Below are 21,155 nucleotides of genomic sequence, written 5' to 3' on the forward strand. Positions count from 1 at the left end.
GTGGTGCTCGTCACGGACTGAGCGGCCGCCGCGCCAGCGGGGACGAGTACACGACGCTGGTGGTCACCGGGCCGAGGCCGGAGATCCGGCCGGTGACCTCCTCCAGGTGCCCCATCGAGCGGGCGGCGACCTTGAGGACGAAGCAGTCGTCCCCCGTGACGTGGTGCGCCTCCAGGATCTCGGGGGTGGCGTCGAGGAAGTCGTGGAAGGGCTTGTAATTGCCGTGCGGATAGCGCAGCCGCACCAGCGCGAGGATGGCCTTGCCCAGCTTCTCGTGATCGACCACGGCCGCGTAGCCCGTGATGATCCCCGCCTCCTCCAGCCGGCGGACCCGCTCGGTGACGGCGCTCGCGGACATGGACACGGAGCGGGCCAGCTCGGTGAAGCTGGCGCGGCCGTCGCGCTGGAGCACGTCCAGGATGCGCCAGTCCGTGGCGTCGGGGGAATAGTCGGTCATGGCCAAGGTGTAGCAGGGGAATCCCCGGGTGAACAAGGGAAAGGCCGGGGAAACTCACTTCACGGGATGATCAACAGTTCGTAGATTCTGAGCCATGACGACGACAGCGAACACCACGGTCCCCGACACCGCCTACGTCAACCCCGTGCTCCGCGTGCCCCCGGCCGGACCCGCCGCGGCCGCCGCCTACTTCGCGGCGAGCCTGGCCTTCCACGCGGACGTGTCGGACGTCGCCGCCGCCTTCGCGGCCCACCGCGAGCACGGCGCCGACCTCGGCTTCCAGCTGGTCGACTCCCGCTCCACCCCGTCCTGGGACCAGGCCCACGTGCCCGGCGCCGTCCACCTGCCCACCGCCCTGATCCCCGAGCAGGCGGAGCGGCTCCTCGACAAGAACGTGCCCGTGGTGACCTACTGCTGGGGCCCGGGCTGCAACGGCGGCGCCCGCTCCGCCCTCGCCTTCGCCGAACTCGGCTTCCAGGTCAAGGAGATGCTCGGCGGCATCGAGTACTGGATCCGCGAGGGCTTCGAGGTCGAGACCTGGCAGGGCCCCGAGCGGCGCGCCGGCGCCGACCCGCTGACCGCGCCCACCGACTCGGACGACTGCGGCTGCTGAACCGCCCACCCCGGTACGCCGACGGGCCGCCCGCCCCCTCGGGGAGCGCGCGGCCCGTCGGCGCGTCGAACGCGGCGGTCAGAGCTTGGAGAGCTCGTCCACCAGGTCGTCCAGGCCCAGAGAGCCCTGCGACAGGGCCGCCATGTGCCAGGCCTTCAGGTCGAAGGAGTCGCCGTGCGCGGCCCGGGCGTTGTCCCGGCCGAGCAGCCAGGCGCGCTCGCCCAGCTTGTAGCCGATCGCCTGCCCCGGCATCGACAGGTAGCGCGTCAGCTCGCTCTCGATGAAGTCCGCCGGCCGCCCGCTGTGCAGGCCGAAGAACTCCTGCGCCAGGTCGACCGTCCAGCGCTCGCCCGGGTGGAACGGCGAGTCCGCCGGGATCTCCAGGTCCAGGTGCATGCCGATGTCCACGATCACCCGGGCGGCCCGCATCATCTGGCAGTCCAGGTAGCCCAGCCGCTGCTCGGCGTCCTTGAGGTAGCCCAGCTCGTCCATCAGGCGCTCGGCGTACAGGGCCCAGCCCTCGGCGTTCGCGCTGACCAGGCCGACGCTCGCCTGGTAGCGGGAGAGCGTGTCCGCCACGTGCTGCCACTGCGCGAGCTGGAGGTGGTGCCCGGGCACGCCCTCGTGGTACCAGGTGGAGACCAGGTCGTAGACGGGGAAGCGGGTCTGGCCCATCGTCGGCAGCCAGGTGCGCCCGGGACGGGAGAAGTCCTCGGAGGGGTTGGTGTAGTACGGGGCCGCCGCGCCGCCGGGCGGGGCGATCATGGACTCCACCCGCTTGACCCGCTCGGCGAGTTCGAAGTGGGTGCCGTCCAGGTTCTCGATGGCCTCGTCCATCAGGCCCTGCAGCCAGGCCCGGACCTCGTCGACGCCCTCGATGTGGGTGCCGTGCGCGTCCAGGTGCCGCAGTGCGTCCCACGGATCGGGCTCACCGGGCAGGATCTTGGCCGCCTCGGACTTCATCTCGGCGAGGAGGCGGTGGTACTCGGACCAGCCGTAGGCGTACGCCTCGTCGAGGTCGAGGTCGGTGCCGTTGAAGTAGCGGGCCCAGCGGGCGTAGCGCTCGCGGCCCACCGGGTCCGGGGCGCCGGCGATGGCCGGGGCGTACACGTCGCGCATCCAGTCCCGCAGCTCGACCACTGCCGCCGTGGCGCCGGCCGCGGCCCCGTCCAGTTCGGCGCGCAACGCGTCCGGACCGGCGGAGGCGAACGCGCCGAAGAAGTCCCGGGCACCGTCTTCGGCCTGTCCGGCCCAGGTGGTGAGCTGGCCGATGAAGGTGGCGGCGGGGCGGGGGCTGCCGTACAGCCCGCGCTCCAGGCCGAGCGCGAGGCTCTCGCGGTAGCCGGCGAAGGCCGCCGGCACGGCGCGCAGCCGCTCGGCGATCGCGGCCCAGTCCTCCTCGGTGTCGGCCGGGGTCAGGGTGAAGACCTCGCGGACCGAGTGGGCGGGGGAGTGGATGTTGCTGACGGCCCGCAGGTCCTCGTCGGCCGCGTGGACGGCGAGTTCCGCGGTGAGCCGCTCGCGCAGCAGACGGGCGCAGCGGCGCTCGGCGTCGGTGTCGGCGCCGGGGAGCCGCTCGGCGGCGTCGAGCCGGGCGAGCGTGGTGCGCGACAGCTCGGCCGCGGCGGCGCGGCCGGCGGGGGAGAAGTCCGGCAGCTCGCGGGAGCTGGCCGGGTTGCCGAGGTAGGTGCCCGTGATCGGGTCGATGGCGATGAGGTCGTCGACGTACGCGTCGGCGACCTGACGGGGCAGCCGGGCTGCGCTGTCACTGTGGAGGGTCTCTGACATGCGGCCATCTTCGTACGGGATCGGCCCCGCGTCATCACCGTTGGGAGCCGGGCTCCTGACGGAACCGGTGCCGGTGGCCGCCGTGGGGCCGACCGTCCTTTCAACTCGTGCGCACCGTACGCAACTTCGCGCGAGGTGGTGGACCCGGCGGCTGCCGGAAACCGGCGCCCCCCGCGCACCGGCGGACGGGAACGGGCGCGGTCCGTGCTCCGGCCCCGCCCCATCCGCGCTCCAGCGGCGCCCGAGGCCGCGCCGGAACGGCGCCCCGCCCGGGCGGGCAGGGCGCCGCGAGGGGCAGGGTGGCTAGCGCTCGTACGGAGCCTGTGCGCGGGGGAGTTCGTGGGCGGTGCGTGCGCCGACGGGGGCCGCGCCCAGCCGGGCGGTGATCACCAGGGTGCCCTCCTCGATCTGGTAGTCGAGGGGCAGGCCGAGGCCGCGCATCGCCGCGACCATGCCGGTGTTGGAGGCCTGCGTGACGGCGTAAACGCTGTCGCACCCGGCCTCGACGGCCATCGCGAGGAGCCGCCGCAGCAGCTCCGAGCCGATGCCCCGGCGCTGCCAGTCGTCCTCGATGAGCAGCGCCACCTCGGTCTCGTCGCCGTCCCACAGCAGGTGGCCGAGGGCCACGAGCTTGCCGGAGGCGGTGGTGGCGGCGAGCGTGCGGCCGAAGCGGGGGCTCAGCAGGTGGCCGAGGTAGCGGTCGGCGTCCGCGACGGGGCCGTGGTAGCGCAGGCCGAGGGTGCGCTCGGAGCAGCGGTCGTGCATGGCGCGGGCCGCCGGCAGGTCGGAGCCGTCGGCGCGCCGCACGGTGATCTCGTTGCCCTCGGGCAGGGTCAGGACGTCCTGGCTGCGCGGGACGCGGGGGCCGAGGCGGGCGTCGAGTTCGACGAGGGCGCGGGCGCGGGCGAACTCCGTCGGGGTGAAGGGCAGGTACGGCCGCTCCACGGTGATGGCGCCGCCGGAGGGGTCGCGCAGCCGCATCACCGTGGCTTCCAGGACCCCCTCGACGGGGGCGTCGGCGCCCGCGTTGGGGCGGCCCGAGAGGGTGGTCGCCGGGATCGAGTGGATGGTGCAGCGGCCGAGCAGCTGGCGCAGCGCGAGCGGGAGTTCGGCGGCGTCCAGGGCGGTGCGGGTGGCCAGGCCGAGGACCCGGGTGGGCGTGTCGACGAGGTCGTGGGCGTCGGCGCGTTCGATCCAGGTGCTGTGGCCGCCGGCCTGGGCGACGGCCCGGGTGAGGTCGGCGGAGGGCAGCTGCTGCGGGGCGCGGAGCAGGAACTCGTCGACCGTGCCGCCCTCGGGGAGCGGGTGGGTCTGCAGCGTCAGGATGTCCACGCCGCTCCGGGCGAGCGCGGTGCAGAGCGCGGCCAGGCTGCCGGGCTCGTCCCGTACGGTCGTCCGCATCCGCCACAGGGCGGCGGTCGTGCCCGTGCCGCCCGCGCCTGCCGTCGCGGACTTCACGGGCACGGGATCGGAGGGCGCGGTGGCCGTGGGCGGCGGCGCATGGCTGTGGCGGCGTGCCCACCAGGTGTGGAAGGCCGCCGTGATGAGCAGTGCCACGGCCGAGGCGACCAGCAGGACCGGGCCACGGGGGCCGTGCACGACGAGATTGGCGATGCCGTCGGCCACGGCCACGGCGCAGAAGAGGGCGGCGAGTTCGACCACGTCGCGGCGCCAGTGGTGGCGGTGGGGACGCGGGGCGGAGGCGGGGTTACGGTCAGTCATGCACACCACTGTGGCGCAGGGGTGTTGCGTGATCGCGAACGATCTGTGACCGACTGGTTAAGCGTCGATCTGGCCGGTTTCTCCCGGTTTTCCATCCGGTTTCCGATACCGGGTCCGAAGCGCCCCCGTGCGGCGCCGTACTCACGCCTGCCCCACGAGGCCCGGCTGGAGCACCTGGGTGAAGAGTACGCCCCCGCCTTGTCGGCGCAGCCGGACGGTGAGCTCCCCGCTGCCGCCGTCGATCTCCACCTCGCCGTAGTACGGGGGGTTCTCGGCCGGGGACATGTTGGCCACCGGAGCCGACTGCACGTACGCCGTCCGCGGCCCGAAGGTGGCGTCGAGCCGCCCTGCGGGGAAGCCGCCCGCGCCGACCGGCCCGGACACGAACTCCCAGAAGGGCGCGAAGTCGGAGAACGCGGCGCGCTCGGGGGCGTAGTGGTTCGCGGCCGTGTAGTGGACGTCGGCCGTGAGCCAGACGGTGCCGGTGATGTTCCGGTGCTTGACGTACCGCAGCAGGTCGGCGATCTGCAGCTCCCGGCCGAGCGGCGCCCCGGGGTCACCCTGCGCGACGGCCTCGAAGTTCGTGGCGCCGTCGGGGACGACGATGCCGAGCGGCATGTCGGAGGCGATCACCTTCCAGGTGGCGCGCGAGCGCGACAGCTCCCGCTTCAGCCAGGCCAGTTGCTCGGCGCCGAGGATGCCGACCGGGTCCTCGGTCTGGCGGTTCGGGGAGTTGGCGTTGCGGTAGGTCCGCATGTCGAGGACGAACACGTCGAGCAGCGGGCCGTGCCGCACCACCCGGTACATCCGGCCCTCGGCCCGGCCGCCGCGCAGATCGGTGACGGGGAAGTACTCGCCGAACGCCCGGCGGGCGCGGGCGGCCAGGACGTCGGCCTCCTTGACGGTGTAGCGGGGGTCGTCGATCAGCTGGCCCGGGTACCAGTTGTTGCGCACCTCGTGGTCGTCCCACTGGGCGAGGACGGGGACCTGACCGTAGAACTCCCGCAGATGACGGTCGAGCAGGTTGTAGCGGAAGTTCCCGCGGAACTCGGCGAGCGTCTCGGCGACCTTCGCCTTCTCCGCCGTGGTCACGTTGCGCCAGATGCGGCCGTCGGGCAGCGGCACGGCTGCCTGGATGGGGCCGTCGGCGTAGATCGCGTCGCCGCTGAAGAGGAAGAAGTCGGGGTCGCGCAGCCGCATCTCCTCGAAGACGCGGTAGCCGCCGAGGTCGGGGTTGATGCCCCAGCCCTGGCCGGCCAGGTCGCCGGACCACAGGAAGCGCACGTCGTGGCGGCGGGAGACGGGCGTCGTGCGGAACGTGCCGCGTACCGGCTCGCTCGTACGGCGCGGGTCGTCGGGGTCGGCGAGGGTGATCCGGTAGTGGATCTGCCGGCCCGGCGGCAGGTCGCGCAGGGTGGTCGTGCCGGTGAAGTCGGTGGCGGGGCCGAGGAAGGGGCCGCCGTGGCGGCGGACGCCGTACCGGAACGACTCGCTCGGCGAGGTTTCCACGTACATCCGCGCGGGACGGTCGGAGCGCGTCCACACGGTGGCCGAGTGGGCGGTGATCTCGCCGGACTGCGTCCCCCACAGCGCGACCGGACGGCCGGAGCGGGTGAAGGCCGGAGCCCCCACGGGGGAGGCGAGGGCGGGCGCGGCGAAGGCCGCGGACAGGGCGAGACCCAGGGGCACGGCGAGTGACCCGCCGAGCAGGGAACGTCGGGTGTGCGGCATCGGTGCCATCGGTGCGTCTCCAGGGGCCGGCGGGGACGGGCCGGACCAGTGTGCCGCCGCACACCGGCCCGGCCGCGTCGGCCGCGCGAACCGTGGATGAACACCCGCCAGCGGCCGGCCACTGCCCCGGCGTGGTTCCAGAGGCCGTGTTCGGCGTCGTGCCGGTCGGCGTCGGGCCCGGTGCTTCCGGTCGTGTCCGGTGTCGTGCCGGTCATCGCCCGGCCCGGTGCCTCACGCCGCGTTCTGCGCCGCGGTCCGTCCCTGGTCCTGGCCGCCGTCCCGGGGTGCGGTGCGCGCCGTATCGAGGATCACCCGGGCCACGAGCGCCGGGTCGTCGTTCATCGGCACGTGACCGCAGCCCGGCAGTCGCACCAGCCGCGCCCCGGGAAGCGTCTGCTTCGCCCGCACCCCCTGCCGGCGGAGCAGCAGCCGGTCCCGGGTGCCCCAGGCGATGGTGACGGGCAGCCCCGGCACGTCGTGCGCGAACCGTACCGAGCCGCCCGCGGCCAGCGTCTCCTCGAAGCCGGTGGCGCCGCGCAGCGCCAGCGTCTCGGCGACCACGGCCTCCGGAGTGCGGCGGGCCGGACGGGCGTAGATGCTGCCCGTCAGCGCGGCCCGGCCGGCGCCGCTGCGGGAGAGCCGCTCCAGCGCCGGGCGGGGCAGCGCCGTGGCGCCGGCGCGCATCGCGCGCAGCGCGGTGAAGGCGTACCGCCGCTCGGCCTGAGACCAGAAGCCGGCGGGGGAGAGTGCGGTGACCGACCGGACGAGACCGGCGCGCCCCATGTCCAGCGCCAGCAGCCCGCCGAGCGAGTTCCCCGCGACGTGCGGGCGATCCACCCCGAGCGCCGCGCAGAGGGCCCCGAGCGCCGGGGTGACGGTGTCCAGGTCGTAGGGAACGCCCGCGGGCAGCGGCTCCGACGCGCCGAAGCCGGGCAGGTCGACGGCGATGACGTCGTGTCCGGCGGCCAGGATGTCGGTCACCGGATGCCAGGCCTGGAGGTGGTGGCCGATGCCGTGCAGCAGGAGGAGCGGCTCGCCCGCGCCCTTGCGTTCGTAGGAGACGGTGGTCGTGCGGGGACCCAGCGGCGAATCGATCGTGAACGAGACCGTGGCGGTCATGCTGCTCCTCGTCGGATGGACGCGTGTGAGACAGGCCGTCAGTAACGACTGTCCCCATGATTACCGCCCGGTAGGCCCCCGCTACAAGGTTTCCCGTCAAGAGGGGGGTACGCGCGAACATCCTGTGAACGGCTTGCTACATATGCCCGATCTGCCCGGCAAAGCGGCGAGGATTGGTCTTGACCAAGGGGGAGCGCCGTCCTATCGTCGCAGGGATAGTGCAGGAACCTTTAATAAACAAAGGCGCGGAACTGCGGCGCGGAACTGCCGCTGGAACACGGCGAAGCGGCGATTGCAGGAGGAGTCAGGGTGGGGACCACGCAGCTCGAATCAGTGCCGGAGCCGAAGTACTGGCACCTGAAGACCGTCCTCAGCGAGGCGCTCGACCAGGACTTCGCCGTGGGCGAGGTCCTGCCGAACGAGCGCGAGCTCGCCGCGCGCTTCGGAGTCGCCCGGGCCACCCTGCGCCAGGCGCTGGAGCAGCTCGAACTCGAAGGCCGCCTGCAGCGCCGCCGTGGAGTCGGTACCACGGTCGCCCCGCCGCGCGTCGGCGTCGCCGTCGGCAGTGCGCAGCAGGGCTGGCCCGGCGAGAGCGGTGACGGCTGGGAGCCCGTCGACGCCGCGGAGGGCATTCCCGCCGCCGCCGTCCTGGGACTCCTCGGCACCCCCGCCGACCAGCCCGTGCACACCGTCCGGCGGACGCGCGTCACCCAGGGGCAGGCCGTCGCCGCCGAGCTGCTGTACGTGCCCGCCGCGTCCGTGCCCGGCCTCTCCGCCATCGACGCCCCCGCCGGACCCGCCCGTGCGCGCGCCGTACTGCGCGAACTCCAGCGCCTCGCGCTCGACGGGCAGGACCGCTCGGTGGAACTGGGCTCCGCCCGCGCCGACGACGCCAAGGAACTGGACCGGCTTCCCGGGGCTCCCGTGCTCCTCGTGACCACCCGGTACTTCACCGCCGCCGGGACCGCCGCCGTGTCGGTGGCCACCTACCGGGCCGACACCTGCCGCCTCACCTTCGGTGACTCCGGAGTCGAGATCACGGAAACCCGCGCCGCGTCCTGACCGCCGTCCCCGCAGTCGCACCGCCGTGCCCCGGACCCTGAGGCCCGGGGTACGGCCGTTCCCGCCCCTGTCCATCAGCGCCGTCCGTCGTCGCCGCCCGTCAGCGGACCGGAGACCGGCCCCGGCCCGGCGGCAGCAAGCCCCACGAACCGTGGCGGAGCCACTCCCGAAGCCCCCGCAGTCGCACCGCCGTACCCCGGACCCTGAGGCCCGGGGTACGGCCGTTCCCGCCCCCGTCCATCAGCGCCGTCCGTCGTCGCCGCCCGCCAGCGGACCGGAGACCGGCCCCGGCCCGGCGGCAGCAAGCCCCACGAACCGTGGCGGAGCCACTCCCGAAGCCCCCGCAGTCCCGGGCCCACGCATTCCACGCTTCCATGTGCCCGAACACGTACGGGAAGTCCTCCGGGCGGGGTTCCCGCGCCACGAGCCCGTCGTCCGCCCGCTGGCTGCTACGGATCGGGGTGCGGGGACGACAGGGTCAGCAGCTTCACCGGCACGTCGTGCTCCCCTCCCGACTCCTCCCGGCGGGGCCGGAACACCCGCTGCGCGGGGTTCCTTCCCCTCTTTCGGGAACGTGCGGTACTCGGCCGGGAAGGACACCCCGTGCTCGCGCTCGGCCAGAGAGGCCTCGGCCCCGGTCGACGGCAGGAATGCGGACCTGCCCGACCCTGATCAGCGTCCCCGAACGATCTTCCGGCCCCCCGCTTCGGCCGCAGCACCTGCCTGGCCGGCCCGGCCCGGCTTCCCCGCCCTGGCGTGCCTTGCCCGGCCCGGGTGGTGTGGCGCCGCGGCCCCTGACCCCTGCCTACGGGCTCATCGCCTTCCGGCCCGGACCGAGGGAGTCAGCGGCGGGCGGTGACCGTCTTCTCCACCGCGAAGAGTTCCTCCTCCACGTGGTCCAGCGCGAGCCGCAGCGCCCCGGTGGCCACGGCGGCCTCGCCGAGCAGGGAGAGCGCCACCCGCGGCGGGCGCAGGCAGTACCGCTCCAATTCCCGGCGCAACGGTTCGAGGACCCCGTCCAGGCCGGCCGCCCAGCCGCCGACGACGACCAGCTCCGGATCCATCGCCAGCACGAGCGCGGCCACGTCGTGCACCAGCCGCTGCAAGAACCTCTCCACGGCGGCCACCGCCCGCTCGTCGCCCCGCTTGGCCATCGCGAAGACCTCGGCGACCGCGGCCTCGTCCAGGGGGTGCAACGGTTCGCCGGTCGTCGACAGCAGCCGCTCCGGCGTGACCTCGCGCCCCAGCAGGTGCAGAGCGCCGATCTCGCCGGCCGCACCGCCGAAGCCCCGGTGCAGCCGCCCGCCGATCAGCGAGCCGGCGCCCGGGCTGAGCCCCGCCATGACGAACACCATGTCGTCCGTGTCCCGCGCGGCCCCCTTCCAGTGCTCGGCGACCGCCGCCGCGTTGGCGTCGTTCTCCACCCGCACCGGGCACCGGAAGGAACGCCGCAGACGGTCGCCCAGCGGCAGGCCGGTCCAGCCGGGCAAGGCCGTGCCGAGGCGGACCGTACCGTCCGCCTCCACGATCCCGGGGCTGCCGACTCCGACCGCCCGCAAGGAGTCGCGGGGGACCCCGGCGCGGCGGAGGAGATCGGCCACGGCCGCCCTGACCTTGTCCAGCCGTTCATCGGCCGACGCGGTCTCGGTGACGTCCTTGGTGCCCGCGCCGATGACCCGGCCGTCCAGTCCGGACAGCAGCACCGCGATCCGGTGCGAGCCGATCTCGATGCCCAGCAGATGGCCCGCTTCGGCCCGGAAGCGGTAGCGCCGGGCCGGCCGGCCCTGCCGCCGTGCGCCTTCCCCCGCCTCGGCCTCCATGACGAGCCCGGTGCCGATCAGTCCCTCGACGACGCCCTCGACCGTCGGCCGGGACAGCCCGGTCACCCGGGTGAGGTCGGTGAGGGTCGGCGATTCGGCCGCGCGCAGTGCCCGGAGCACCACGGCCGAATTGATCCGCCGGAGCAGAGAGGGATCCCCGCCGGTCAGCTGCCCCAACGTGTGTCCTCCCAGCTAGCGGCCCTGTCAGCCGGATCGTACTGCGCGCCCGGCGCGGCGGCGAGAAGCAGCCCCCCATTGTTCGGAATCGGCCCTTCCCCTCGGCTCGGCGTACGTGCTTGTTCTCCGAGCCCGGAGGTCGTCCGGGGCCGCGTCGGGACGGTTTCGGTGCGGCACAGAGCGGGGTGCGGGCGGAGACGACCAGCCGGCGGGGCCGCTCGCCCTCCGGTCCGGAGCGGAAGGGCCCCGGGTCGCGGAGCACGGGCAGCGGCCGTTCTCCCGCACGTCGTTGCCGGACGTCTCGAAGCGTGAGGAAGAGTCGCGCCACCTACCCCGCCCCGAGCCCAGCGACGAAAGACGCCGAGCTAGTGCCGTGGCTGGGAAGGTTTGCCGGGTCGCGGCGTCCGGTGCGGTGCATCTCAAGGCGGAGGGCCACGGCTCGTACTGGACGTACCTCCGTGGTCCGACAACGCGGAGAGGTGCCGTGCCGGGCGTCGCGACCCGGTGGACCTTTCCGGTCACGGCACTAGCTCAGGCCGGTGCGACGAATCCGGACTCGTACGCGGTGATCACCGCCTGCGTGCGGTCACGGGCCCCCAGCTTGCCCAGAATGGCGCTGACGTGTGACTTCACCGTCTCCGTGCCGACGATCAGCTCGCCGGCGATCTCCACGTTCGTCAGCCCGCGCGCCATCAGCCGCAGGACCGCCTCCTCCCGCTCGGTCAGCGCCGCCCGCTCCAGGAGCGTACGTGCCCGGCTGTTGCCGTACTCGGCGGCGAGGGCCCGCACGGCCGCGGGAAACAGCAGAGTGTCGCCCTCGGCCACCAGCCGCACCGCGTGCACGATCTCCGCGGGCCGGGCCCGCTTCAGCAGGAAGCCGTCCGCACCCGCCCGCAGCGCCTGATAGACGTACTCGTCGTTCTCGAAGGTCGTGACGACGAGGATCTTCGGCGGAAAGTCCACGGAGCGCAGGACCGCCCGCGTCGCCTCGATCCCGTCGAGCAGCGGCATCCGCACGTCCATCGCCACCACATCGGGTCGCAACTGGCGCACGAGGGGGATGACGGACGCCCCGTCCGCGGCCTCGCCGACCACCTCGATGTCGGGCTGGGAGTCAAGTACGGCGCGCAGGCCCGCGCGCACCAGGGGTTCGTCGTCGACGAGCAGTACGGTAACCGGCATCCGGTCAGCGTATTCGTTCCAGCGGAAGCCGGGCGCGCACCCGCCAACCGCCCTCGTACGGACCGGTTTCGGCCTCGCCGCCGAGCAGCGCCGCCCGCTCCCGCATTCCCCGGAGGCCGCTCCCGGAGCCGCCCGTCATCGTGGGCCGCTCGGGCAGGGGATTCGTGACCTCCAGGTCGAGCCGGCCCGCCGCCACCTCCACCCGCACCCGTACGGGCACCTGACCGCAGTGCCGCAGCACGTTGGTGAGAGCCTCTTGCAGGATCCGGTAGCCCTCCCGGGTGACCGGACCGGGCAACTTCTCCAGAGCACCGGCCAGTTGTGCGTCCACCTCCGCCCCCGAGGCCCGGGCCGACTCCAGCAGCCGGCCGGCCTCCGCCAGAGTGGGCCGCTGCGAAGGCGGCTGTGCGGATTCGCGCAGGACCAGCAGCACCCGCTCCAGGTCCTCCAGCGCCGCCCGGCCCGTCTCCTCGATCGCGTTCAGCGCCCGGTCGGTGAAGGCCGGGTCCTTGGCCGCTCGTGCCGCCCCGGCCTGGACGACCGCCACGGTCAGCGCGTGCCCGATGGAGTCGTGGAGCTCCCGCGCGATCCGGGTCCGCTCCAACAACTGCTCCGTGCGGGCCTCCAACGCGGTCAGCCGCTCGGCCGCCGACGGCCCCAGCAGCCGCCGGGCGATCCCGGTGATCAGCTCGCCGAGCAGGGTCACGAGGACGATGAGCACGACCAGCGGCAGGGGCGCCAGCAGGGCCGCGGCCCAGCGCGGCGGAGCGAAGGGGATCGCGGGGTCGGAGTTCAGGGGGTGACCGAGCGCGGTCGCGACGAGCTCCACGGACATCACCGGGAGGAAGACGGTCGCGAACATGGCGGCTCCGGCCACCACCAGCCGTATCTCCAGCCACAGCACGGTCCGCCACCGGTCGCTCCAGCGCACCGACGGGGCGGTGCTGATGCCGCTGTCATCGGAGCCCCGGTCCTGCGGGGTCAGCAGGAACTGAGCCTGGAGCCCCTCGGCCAGCCGCACCCACGGCACGAAGCCGAAGGGCACGACGATCAGCAGCGGCATCCACGGCCAGCGCGGATTGATGAACATCCATATGGCGAGCAGCAGCAGGGGAACGCACAAGTGCAGCCAGCGCGAGTACGTCACCGGCCGAAGCGGCGCACGGAGCAGTTTGTACATGCCCTCATCCTGGCAGCGAGCGGGCGGCCGCCGTCTCCCCCACGTGGGGGAGACGGCACCCCCGCACGGGGGAGGGAAAGGGCAGGGGCCGACGGCGAATCTTGAGCCATGAAACGCATCGAGATCAGCGAACTGACCAAGGACTACGGCACCCAGCGGGTCGTGGACCACCTCACCTTCGACGTCCTGCCCGGCCGGGTCACCGGCTTCCTCGGACCGAACGGCGCCGGCAAGTCCACCACCATGCGCCTCCTGCTGGGCCTGAGTCGGCCGACGGCCGGGACGGCCACCATCGGTGGCCGTGAGTTCAGGGAACTTCGCCACCCGCTGCGCGAGGTGGGAGCCCTGCTCGACCCCCAGGCGGCGCCAGGGGGTCACCGGGCCCGTGACCACCTGCTCGCGCTCGCTGTCAGCAACGGCATCCCCGTTCCGCGGGTGGACGCGGTGCTGGAGCAGTCGGGGCTCGCCGCGGTCGCCCGGAAGCGGATCGGCACCTTCTCACTCGGGATGCGCCAGCGCCTCGGGATAGCCGCCGCACTCCTGGGCGATCCGGCGGTACTGCTGCTGGACGAGCCGACCAACGGCCTCGATCCCGAGGGCATCATCTGGATCCGCGAGCTGATGCGCGGCCTCGCCGCCGAGGGGCGTACGGTCCTCGTCTCCAGCCACCTCATGGCCGAATCCGCCTCGTTCGTCGACCATCTGGTGGTGCTGGGGCAGGGCAGGCTCCTTGCCGACAGTTCCCTGAAGGAGTTCATCGACGCGCGCAGCGCCCCCCGGGTGAAGCTGCGGACCTCGGAACCCGACCGGCTGCGGGCCGCCCTGGAACGCGACGGGTTCGCGATGGCTCCCGCCGAGGAAGGGCGATGGACCGTCGACGGCATACCGGCCGAGCGGATCGGCGCCCTCGCGGCGCGTGAGGGCGTCCCGCTGCTGGAACTTGCCGACGAGCGGGCCTCGCTGGAGCAGGCCTACCTCGATCTGACCGCCGACCGCACGCCCTTCGCCGCCCATGCCGTCAACGCGGCCTGACCCCACGACGGGAGCCACCATCATGACCACCACCACTGCCGCCGCGTCCTCCACCGTCCAGACCGCCACGGCCCTGCCCACCGGACCCGTCCTGCGCTCGGAATGGATCAAGATACGTTCGGCCCGCTCGATCCTCGGTTCGCTGGCCGCCGTCTTCGCCGCCACGGCCGGCATCACGGTCCTCACCGCCGCCGCGATCGGTACGTCGGAGCCCGACGCTCTGGGGGACGACCGTCTGCTCGGGGCCTTCTTCGGAATCAACTTCGGGCAGATAGCGGCCATCGCCTTCGGTGCCACCGCGTTCGCCGGCGAGTTCCGCAACGGCGCACTGAGGGTCTCCCTCACCGCCGTGCCGAACCGGACCGCGCTCTACCTGTCCAAGGCGGCCGTGGTCGCCGGACTCGCCTTCGTCGTCGGGCAGATAACCGGGCTCGTCACCTTCCTCGCAGGTCAGGCCTTCATGGGGGAGTACGCACTTTCCCTGGGTGACCCCGGGGTGCTGCGGGCCGTCTTCGGCAGCGGGACCTACCTGATGCTGATCGCCCTGTTCGCGGCCGGGCTGACCGCCTTGGTGCGCAGCGGAGCCCTGGTGATGAGCCTGCTCATACCGTTCCTCCTGATCGTGCCCTTCGTGGTCGGCCAGGTGGCCGGCGGCGCCATGGACTTCATGCCCGACCGGGCCGGCCAGATGGTGATGCGGATGGACGCGCAGGGGTCCCTGGGACCCTGGACGGGGCTGGGCGTGGCCGCAGTGTGGGCCGTGCTGGCCCTCGCCGCCGGCTGGTTCGCGGTACGGCGCCGCGACGCGTGACGAAGGGCCAGATGTCAGTGGCCCCCGGAATACTGACGATATGACCACGGGACAGCAACTCGACCTGATCGACCGGCTGCGGGCGCAGGCCTTCGTGGACAAGCCGGTCCGGCTCGGCCGGCACAGCAGTGGCCCGGGTTACCACCTGGTACGGCTCGGCGGGACCCGGGACTTCTGGGACGACGACGGTTCCCGCCGAGCGGAGGCGGCCGAGCAGACCGGTGCCGAATACGGGGCGCTCACCCAGGCGGTGACCGGCCGGTGGGGGCAGCCCCAGGTCTTCTCCCTGGACTCCCTGACGCACCGCGGCCTCGCCGAGGAGGAGATACCGCAGCCGTGGCGGGAACTGAGCCACACCACCGACCACCTGTACCTGTGGCGGGCCGGGGACCGGTGGCTGGTGGTCTGCGTGGCGCGGTGGGCCGAGGAGGACCCGTACCTGCTGATGGCGGCGGTCACCGTGATCGACCCGCCGTGACGGCCCTCCCACCGTGACCGGCCCTCCCGCCGTGACGCACTCCCGCCGTGACGGGGTGCGCGGTGGGTCAGGATCCGAGCCGGGCCTCGGCGGCCGCGCGCAGGCGGCCGTACTCCTGGGCCATGGACTCCGCCGTCCAGTGGGCGTTGAGGCCACTGGGATTGGGCAGGGCCCAGATCCGGGTGTCACCGATGGTGCGTTCCTGGGGGCCGATGGCGGCCTTCCGGTCGCCGAACGCGGTGCGGTAGGCGGTGACCCCGACCACGGCCAACCACTGGGGGCGCAGGGCCTCCACCTTGGCCGTCAGGATCCGTCCGCCCTCGATGAACTCCTCGGCGCTCAGCTCGTCGGCGCGGGCGGTGGCCCGGGCCACGACGTTGGTGATGCCGAGGCGGTAGGAGAGCAGCTCCTGCTGCTCCTCCGGAGCCAGCCGGCGGGGGGTGAACCCCGCCAGGTGCAGGACCGGCCAGAAACGGTTGCCGGGGCGGGCGAAGTGGTGGCCCGTCGCGGCGGAGAGGAGACCCGGATTGATCCCGCAGAACAACACACGCAGGCCGCCCGCGACCACGTCCGGGAGGACGCGGTCGCGGGCGGCGTCGAGCTCGTCGGGGGTCAGAGGATCGACCCCGGCGCGTACCCGGCGGCCTCCGGGTGCTGCTTCGCGATGGCCTCGATGCGCGAGACCACGGTTGCGACCTGGTCACCCGCGGCGCCGGTGAAGGACAGCTTGTCGGCCATGAGGGCGTCCAACTGTGCGCGGTCCAGGGGCATCCGCTCGTCGGCGGCCAGCTTGTCCAGGAGCTCGTTGCGTTCGGCGCCCTGCTCGCGCATGGCGAGGGCGGAGGCCACGGCGTGCTCCTTGATGACCTCGTGCGCGGCCTCGCGGCCCACACCGGCGCGGACGGCACCCATCAGGACCTTGGTGGTGGCGAGGAACGGCAGGTACCGGTCGAGCTCGCGGGCCACGACGGCCGGGAAGGCGCCGAACTCGTCCAGGACCGTCAGGAAGGTCTCCAGCAGGCCGTCGAAGGCGAAGAACGCGTCGGGCAGGGCCACGCGGCGGACCACGGAGCAGGACACGTCGCCCTCGTTCCACTGGTCGCCGGCCAGCTCGCCGGTCATCGAGGCGTAGCCGCGCAGGATGACCATCAGGCCGTTCACGCGCTCGCAGGAGCGGGTGTTCATCTTGTGCGGCATCGCGGAGGAGCCGACCTGGCCGGGCTTGAAGCCCTCGGTGACCAGCTCGTGGCCGGCCATCAGACGGATCGTCTTGGCGATCGAGGACGGGGCGGCGGCCAGCTGCACCAGGGCGGTGACCACGTCGTAGTCCAGCGAGCGCGGGTAGACCTGGCCGACCGAGGTGAAGGCCTGGGCGAAGCCCAGGTGGGTGGCGATCCGCTGCTCCAGGTCGGCGAGCTTGGCGGCGTCGCCGCCCAGCAGGTCCAGCATGTCCTGGGCGGTGCCGACCGGGCCCTTGATCCCGCGCAGCGGGTAGCGCTCCAGCAGGTCTTCCAGGCGGGCGTAGGCGACCAGCAGCTCGTCGGCGGCGGTCGCGAAGCGCTTGCCCAGGGTGGTCGCCTGCGCGGCCACGTTGTGGGAGCGGCCGGCCATGACCAGCTCGGCGTGCTCGCCGGCCAGCTTGCCGAGGCGGGCGAGGACGGCGACGGTGCGGTCCCGGGCCAGCTCCAGCGAGAGCCGGATCTGGAGCTGCTCGACGTTCTCGGTGAGGTCGCGGGAGGTCATGCCCTTGTGGACGTGCTCGTGACCGGCGAGGGCGTTGAACTCCTCGATCCGGGCCTTCACGTCGTGCCGGGTGACCTTCTCGCGCTCGGCGATGGACGCGAGGTCGACGGTTTCCAGGACGCGCTCGTAGTCGGCGAGGGCGGCGTCCGGGACCTCGATGCCGAGGTCCTTCTGGGCGCGCAGTACGGCGAGCCACAGCCGCCGCTCCAGCGTCACCTTGTACTCGGGGGACCACAGGACGGCGAGCTCCGCGGAGGCGTAGCGGCCGGCCAGGACATTGGGGATGCGGGGCTTGGCTGTCACGTGGAGGAATTCTACTTGGGCCGCGGCTGTGCGTTTACGCAGGTCGGGACACCGCCCGCGATTGTGCCTTGCTACGAGAGCCGGGAGCCTCCGAAGGGCAGCAGCTCCGCACGCTTCGGCGGAAGACCGTCCCCGGAGGAACGGCCCGTCAGCCGGCGCCCGATCCAGGGCAGCAGGTGCCGGCGGGCGAAGCGCAGGTCCTCGGTGCGCCGGGACGGCCAGCCCGGCGCGACGGCGGGCGGCAGCGGCGCCCGCCAGTCCTCCTCCGCCGGCAGGCCCAGGGCCTGCCAGACGGCCTCCGCCACCCGGCGGTGCCCCTCGGCCGTCAGGTGCAGCCGGTCGACGTCCCACAGGCGCGGGTCCCCGAGCACGGGGGCACCGTACAGGTCCACCAGCAGCGCGCCGTGCCGCTCGGCGAGCTCCTCCAGGATGGCGAAGAGCTCCTCCATCCGCGGGCGGAAGCGTTCCATGACGGGCCCGTTGCGGCCCGGCGAGCGCATCAGGACCAGCTGCCCGCAGGAGGGGGCCAGCAGCGCCACGGCCTCCTCCAGGTGGCCGCGGACCCGGCCCATGTCGACCTTGGGCCGCAGGGTGTCGTTCAGCCCGCCGACCAGCGTCACCACGTCGGCCCCCATCGCGGCGGCCACCGGGGCCTGCTCCCCGGCGATCTGCCCGATCAGCTTTCCGCGCACCGCGAGGTTGGCGTACCGGAAACCGGGACCGCGCCGCGCGAGGCGGTCGGCGAGCAGGTCGGCCCAGCCCCGGTAGGAGCCGTCCGGGAGCAGGTCCGACATGCCCTCGGTGAAGGAGTCGCCGACCGCGACGAAACTGGTGTAAGACGCATTCATCTCCATGGCGGGAGCGATGCTACCGCGCGGTACCCCGGCCGCGCAGGGCCGGGGAGCGGACTCCGGGCGCCGCCTCAGGCGGAGGTCGGCCGTCCGAACAGTTCGCGCAGCACGTCCTCCATCGTCACCAGGCCCGTCATGGCCCCGTCGGCCCCCAGCACGGCGGCCAGGTGCGTCCGGCTGCGCCGCATGGCGGTCAGCACGTCGTCCAGCGGGGTCTCCGCCCGTACCTGCGCGATCGGGCGCAGCTCGGCCGACGGGAACGGCTCGTCCCGTTCGGTCACGTCCAGGGCGTCCTTGACGTGCAGGTAGCCCAGGATCCGGTGCTGGGGGTCGATCACCGGGAAGCGGGAGTACCCCGACGCGGCGGACAGCTGCTCCAGGCCGGCCGCGCTGATGCCCAGCCGGGCCGCGATCACCTGGTCCGCGGGCAGCACCACGTCGGTCACCGGCCGGCGGCCCAGTTCCAGGGCGTCGTGCAGCCGCTCGCTCGCCCGGTCGTCGATGAGCCCGGCGTCACTGGAGTCCTTGACCATCCGGGCCAGCTCGTCGTCCGAGAAGGTCGCCGCGACCTCGTCCTTCACCTCCACCCGCAGCAGCCGCAGCAGCGAGTTGGCGAAGGCGTTGACCGCGAAGATCACCGGCCTCAGCCCCCTGGCCACGCCCACCAGCGGCGGCCCCAGCAGCAGCGCCGTGCGCACCGGCTCCGACAGGGCCACGTTCTTCGGCAGCATCTCGCCGAACAGCATGTGCAGGTACGTCGCCAGCGCCAGCGCCACCACGAACGAGATCGCGTGGGTCACCCCGGACGGCACGCCCACGGCGTCGAGCAGCGGCGTCAGCAGGTGGGCGATGGCGGGCTCGGCCACCGCGCCCAGCACCAGGGTGCACAGGGTGATGCCCAGCTGGGCGGCGGCCATCAGCGCGGACACGTGCTCCAGCCCCCACAGGACCGAATGGGCGCGCCGGTCGCCCTGTTCGGCGTACGGCTCGATCTGGCTGCGCCGGACCGAGATCATCGCGAACTCCGCGCCGACGAAGAAGGCGTTGACGACCAGGGTGGCCAGGCCGATCAGCAGCTGGACGGCGGTCATCGGGCGTCCTCCGTCCGCGCGTCACCGACGGGTTCGGCGGGTGCGTGCAGGAGCACGCGCGCGGCGCGCCTCCCGCCGGCGTCGACCACGTCCAGCTGCCAGCCGTCCAGTTCCAGGCTGTCGCCGACGGCCGGGATCCGGCCCAGCTCCGTGGCCACCAGCCCGGCCAGGGTCTCGTACGGTCCGTCCGGCACGCGCAGCCCGATCTGCCGCAGCTGGTCGGTGCGGGCGGCGCCGTCGGCGGAGTAGAGGGGGCGTCCGGCCTCGTCCGTGCCGGCGGGAGCCAGGTCCGAGGTCTCGTGCGGGTCGTGCTCGTCGCGGACCTCCCCGACGACCTCCTCGACGATGTCCTCCAGCGTCGCCACTCCGGCCGTACCGCCGTACTCGTCGATGACGACGGCCATCGTCTGCCTGCCGGACAGCCGGTCCAGCAGCCGGTCCACCGTCAGCGACTCCGGTACGAGCAGCGGCGCGCGCAGCAGCTGCGACACCGGACGGCGGTGACGCTCCTCGGCGGGCAGCGCCAGTACGTCCTTGATGTGGACCGTGCCGACGACGGTGTCGAGGCTGCCCCGGTAGACCGGGAAGCGGGACAGGCCGGTCGCCATGGTCGCGTTCGCCACGTCCTCGGCGGTGGTCTGCACGTCCAGGGCGGTCACCTGCACGCGCGGGGTCATGACGTTCTCGGCCGTCAGGTCGGCCAGGTTCAGGGTCCGTACGAACAGTTCGGCGGTGTCCTTCTCCAGCGCGCCCGCCTTCGCGGAGTGCCGGGCGAGAGCCACGAGCTCCTGCGGGCTGCGCGCGGAGGCCAGCTCCTCGGCGGGCTCCATGCCGAACCGCCTGACGAGATGGTTCGCGGTGGTGTTCAGATGGCTGATCAGGGGCTTGAAGGCCCGGCTGAACACCCGCTGCGCGGTGGCCACCCGCTTGGCGATCGCCAGGGGCGAGGAGATCGCCCAGTTCTTCGGCACGAGTTCGCCGACGACCATGAGCACGACCGTCGACAGCGCGGTGCCGAGCGCGAGGGCGGTGGACGAGGCGGCGGAGGGCGACAGGCCCATGGCCTCCAAGGGGCCCTGGAGCAGGGCGGAGATCGACGGCTTGGAGAGCATGCCGATGACCAGTCCGGTCACGGTGATGCCGAGCTGGGCGCCGGACAGCTGGAACGTGAGGCTGCGGACGGCGGTCAGGGCACTGTCCGCGCCCCGCTCACCGCGCTCCACGGCGCGTTCGAGTTCGCTGCGCTCGACGGTGGTCAGCGAGAACTCGGCCGCGACGAAGACCCCGCAGGCGACGCACAGCAGCAGCGCCACGACGAGCAGAAGCACTTCGGTCATCGGTCGATCACCTCCGTCCCATGATCAGTCAGGCGGAGGGGTGCCGCGCGGTGTCGCGCGCACCTGTGCGGGGGCCGGGTGCCGGGGGGTTCGCCCATGGGCGGACGCTCACACCTTTCGGTCGGGACGGAACGGGAGATCGCGGGGGAACCCTTCCCCGGGTCGGCAAAGGAAGGGCAAAGGCGGCCGATCGCCCTTCTGGCCGAGTCCGGGCAGGTGATGGGATCCGGTCATGAACGATCTTCACATCGCTCCCGCCTCGGCGGCCGACCTGACCGCCGTGCTCGACTTCTGGCAGGCCGCCGCCAAGGGCACGAGCATCAGCGACGACCTCGCCGGGGTCGAGCGGCTCCACGCCCGGGACCCCGGGGCCCTGCTGCTGGCCCGGCGGGACGGGGAGCTCGTCGGCACCGTCGTCGCCGGGTTCGACGGCTGGCGCTGCCACCTCTACCGGCTCGCGGTGCACCCCGGCCACCGTCGGCAGGGCATCGGCTCGGCCCTGCTGGCCGCCGCGGAGGCACGGTTCGCTGCCCTGGGCGGCCGCAGGGCCGACGCGATGGTGCTCGACGGGAACGCGGGGGCGCACGGGGCGTGGGACGCGGCCGGCTACCACCCCGAGGACATCTGGACGCGCTGGGTCAAGCCGCTCACGGCCTGA

19 protein-coding genes are annotated in these 21,155 nt (G+C 73.2%); 6 read left to right on the top strand and 13 right to left on the bottom strand.

All coding sequences use genetic code 11. The annotated features are described in order from the left end of the window. Positions 1-10 precede the first annotated feature (10 nt). Positions 11-457 (bottom strand): Lrp/AsnC family transcriptional regulator, encoded by a 447-nt coding sequence (locus AC07B0_RS04605; protein ID WP_469377720.1) that lies wholly within the window; start codon positions 455-457, stop codon positions 11-13. Positions 458-551: 94 nt separating this feature from the next. Here AC07B0_RS04605 and AC07B0_RS04610 point away from each other — a divergent pair, with 94 nt between their 5' ends. After that, positions 552-1,070 carry a rhodanese-like domain-containing protein gene (locus AC07B0_RS04610; protein ID WP_478896752.1) on the top strand — a complete coding sequence of 173 codons (519 nt, stop codon included), beginning with the start codon at positions 552-554 and terminating at the stop codon, positions 1,068-1,070. 78 nt (positions 1,071-1,148) lie between these two features. Here AC07B0_RS04610 and AC07B0_RS04615 read toward each other — a convergent pair whose 3' ends face one another. From AC07B0_RS04615 to AC07B0_RS04630, 4 genes are all read right to left on the bottom strand, one after another. Further along, positions 1,149-2,858 carry a DUF885 domain-containing protein gene (locus AC07B0_RS04615; RefSeq protein WP_478866105.1) on the bottom strand — a complete coding sequence of 570 codons (1,710 nt, stop codon included), beginning with the start codon at positions 2,856-2,858 and terminating at the stop codon, positions 1,149-1,151. 303 nt (positions 2,859-3,161) lie between these two features. After that, positions 3,162-4,580, bottom strand: a complete 1,419-nt coding sequence (locus AC07B0_RS04620) for a GNAT family N-acetyltransferase (protein WP_478896753.1) — start codon at positions 4,578-4,580, stop codon at positions 3,162-3,164. Between the two features lie 141 nt (positions 4,581-4,721). After that, positions 4,722-6,311: an alkaline phosphatase D family protein gene (locus AC07B0_RS04625; RefSeq protein WP_478897225.1), complete on the bottom strand. Its 1,590-nt coding sequence runs from the start codon at positions 6,309-6,311 to the stop codon at positions 4,722-4,724. 231 nt (positions 6,312-6,542) lie between these two features. Then, the gene (locus tag AC07B0_RS04630) at positions 6,543-7,430 is read right to left on the bottom strand and encodes an alpha/beta fold hydrolase (RefSeq protein ID WP_478896755.1); all 888 of its coding nucleotides are present in this window, start codon (positions 7,428-7,430) and stop codon (positions 6,543-6,545) included. Positions 7,431-7,739: 309 nt separating this feature from the next. Between AC07B0_RS04630 and AC07B0_RS04635 the strand changes: the two genes are divergently transcribed. After that, positions 7,740-8,492 (top strand): GntR family transcriptional regulator, encoded by a 753-nt coding sequence (locus AC07B0_RS04635; protein ID WP_356877771.1) that lies wholly within the window; start codon positions 7,740-7,742, stop codon positions 8,490-8,492. Positions 8,493-9,334: 842 nt separating this feature from the next. Here the strand turns inward: AC07B0_RS04635 and AC07B0_RS04640 are convergent. The 3 genes from AC07B0_RS04640 to AC07B0_RS04650 form a co-directional block, all read right to left on the bottom strand. Further along, positions 9,335-10,489, bottom strand: a complete 1,155-nt coding sequence (locus tag AC07B0_RS04640) for an ROK family transcriptional regulator (protein WP_356877773.1) — start codon at positions 10,487-10,489, stop codon at positions 9,335-9,337. 531 nt (positions 10,490-11,020) lie between these two features. After that, complete coding sequence (locus AC07B0_RS04645) at positions 11,021-11,671, bottom strand: response regulator transcription factor (RefSeq protein ID WP_478896757.1); 651 nt, start codon at positions 11,669-11,671, stop codon at positions 11,021-11,023. 4 nt (positions 11,672-11,675) lie between these two features. Further along, positions 11,676-12,851: a sensor histidine kinase gene (locus AC07B0_RS04650; protein WP_478896759.1), complete on the bottom strand. Its 1,176-nt coding sequence runs from the start codon at positions 12,849-12,851 to the stop codon at positions 11,676-11,678. Between the two features lie 108 nt (positions 12,852-12,959). On the opposite strand from AC07B0_RS04650, the gene AC07B0_RS04655 reads away from it, so the two are divergent. From AC07B0_RS04655 to AC07B0_RS04665, 3 genes are read left to right on the top strand one after another with little or no spacing between them, the layout of a single operon-like run. Continuing rightward, a complete protein-coding gene (locus AC07B0_RS04655; protein WP_478896761.1) occupies positions 12,960-13,883 on the top strand; it encodes an ATP-binding cassette domain-containing protein in 924 nt (307 codons plus the stop codon). A 22-nt stretch (positions 13,884-13,905) separates the two neighbouring features. Continuing rightward, on the top strand, positions 13,906-14,694 hold the full coding sequence (locus tag AC07B0_RS04660) for an ABC transporter permease (protein ID WP_478896762.1): 789 nt from the start codon (positions 13,906-13,908) through the stop codon (positions 14,692-14,694). Between the two features lie 40 nt (positions 14,695-14,734). Continuing rightward, on the top strand, positions 14,735-15,172 hold the full coding sequence (locus tag AC07B0_RS04665) for a hypothetical protein (protein WP_469377705.1): 438 nt from the start codon (positions 14,735-14,737) through the stop codon (positions 15,170-15,172). Positions 15,173-15,239: 67 nt separating this feature from the next. On the opposite strand, the gene mug is transcribed toward AC07B0_RS04665, so the two are convergent. From mug to AC07B0_RS04690, 5 genes are all read right to left on the bottom strand, one after another. Beyond that, positions 15,240-15,788 carry a G/U mismatch-specific DNA glycosylase gene (gene mug, locus AC07B0_RS04670; protein WP_478897227.1) on the bottom strand — a complete coding sequence of 183 codons (549 nt, stop codon included), beginning with the start codon at positions 15,786-15,788 and terminating at the stop codon, positions 15,240-15,242. Next, positions 15,785-17,218, bottom strand: a complete 1,434-nt coding sequence (purB, locus tag AC07B0_RS04675; protein ID WP_356877779.1) for an adenylosuccinate lyase — start codon at positions 17,216-17,218, stop codon at positions 15,785-15,787. Before purB ends, mug begins: the two co-directional genes overlap by 4 nt. Before the next feature lie 71 nt (positions 17,219-17,289). Beyond that, positions 17,290-18,072: an SGNH/GDSL hydrolase family protein gene (locus tag AC07B0_RS04680; protein ID WP_356877780.1), complete on the bottom strand. Its 783-nt coding sequence runs from the start codon at positions 18,070-18,072 to the stop codon at positions 17,290-17,292. A 68-nt stretch (positions 18,073-18,140) separates the two neighbouring features. Beyond that, positions 18,141-19,160: a hemolysin family protein gene (locus tag AC07B0_RS04685; RefSeq protein WP_356877781.1), complete on the bottom strand. Its 1,020-nt coding sequence runs from the start codon at positions 19,158-19,160 to the stop codon at positions 18,141-18,143. Beyond that, positions 19,157-20,497: a hemolysin family protein gene (locus tag AC07B0_RS04690; RefSeq protein ID WP_356877782.1), complete on the bottom strand. Its 1,341-nt coding sequence runs from the start codon at positions 20,495-20,497 to the stop codon at positions 19,157-19,159. Before AC07B0_RS04690 ends, AC07B0_RS04685 begins: the two co-directional genes overlap by 4 nt. Positions 20,498-20,729: 232 nt before the next feature. On the opposite strand from AC07B0_RS04690, the gene AC07B0_RS04695 reads away from it, so the two are divergent. Beyond that, a complete protein-coding gene (locus AC07B0_RS04695; protein WP_478896765.1) occupies positions 20,730-21,155 on the top strand; it encodes a GNAT family N-acetyltransferase in 426 nt (141 codons plus the stop codon).

The organism is Streptomyces sp. NPDC044704 (assembly GCF_056433525.1).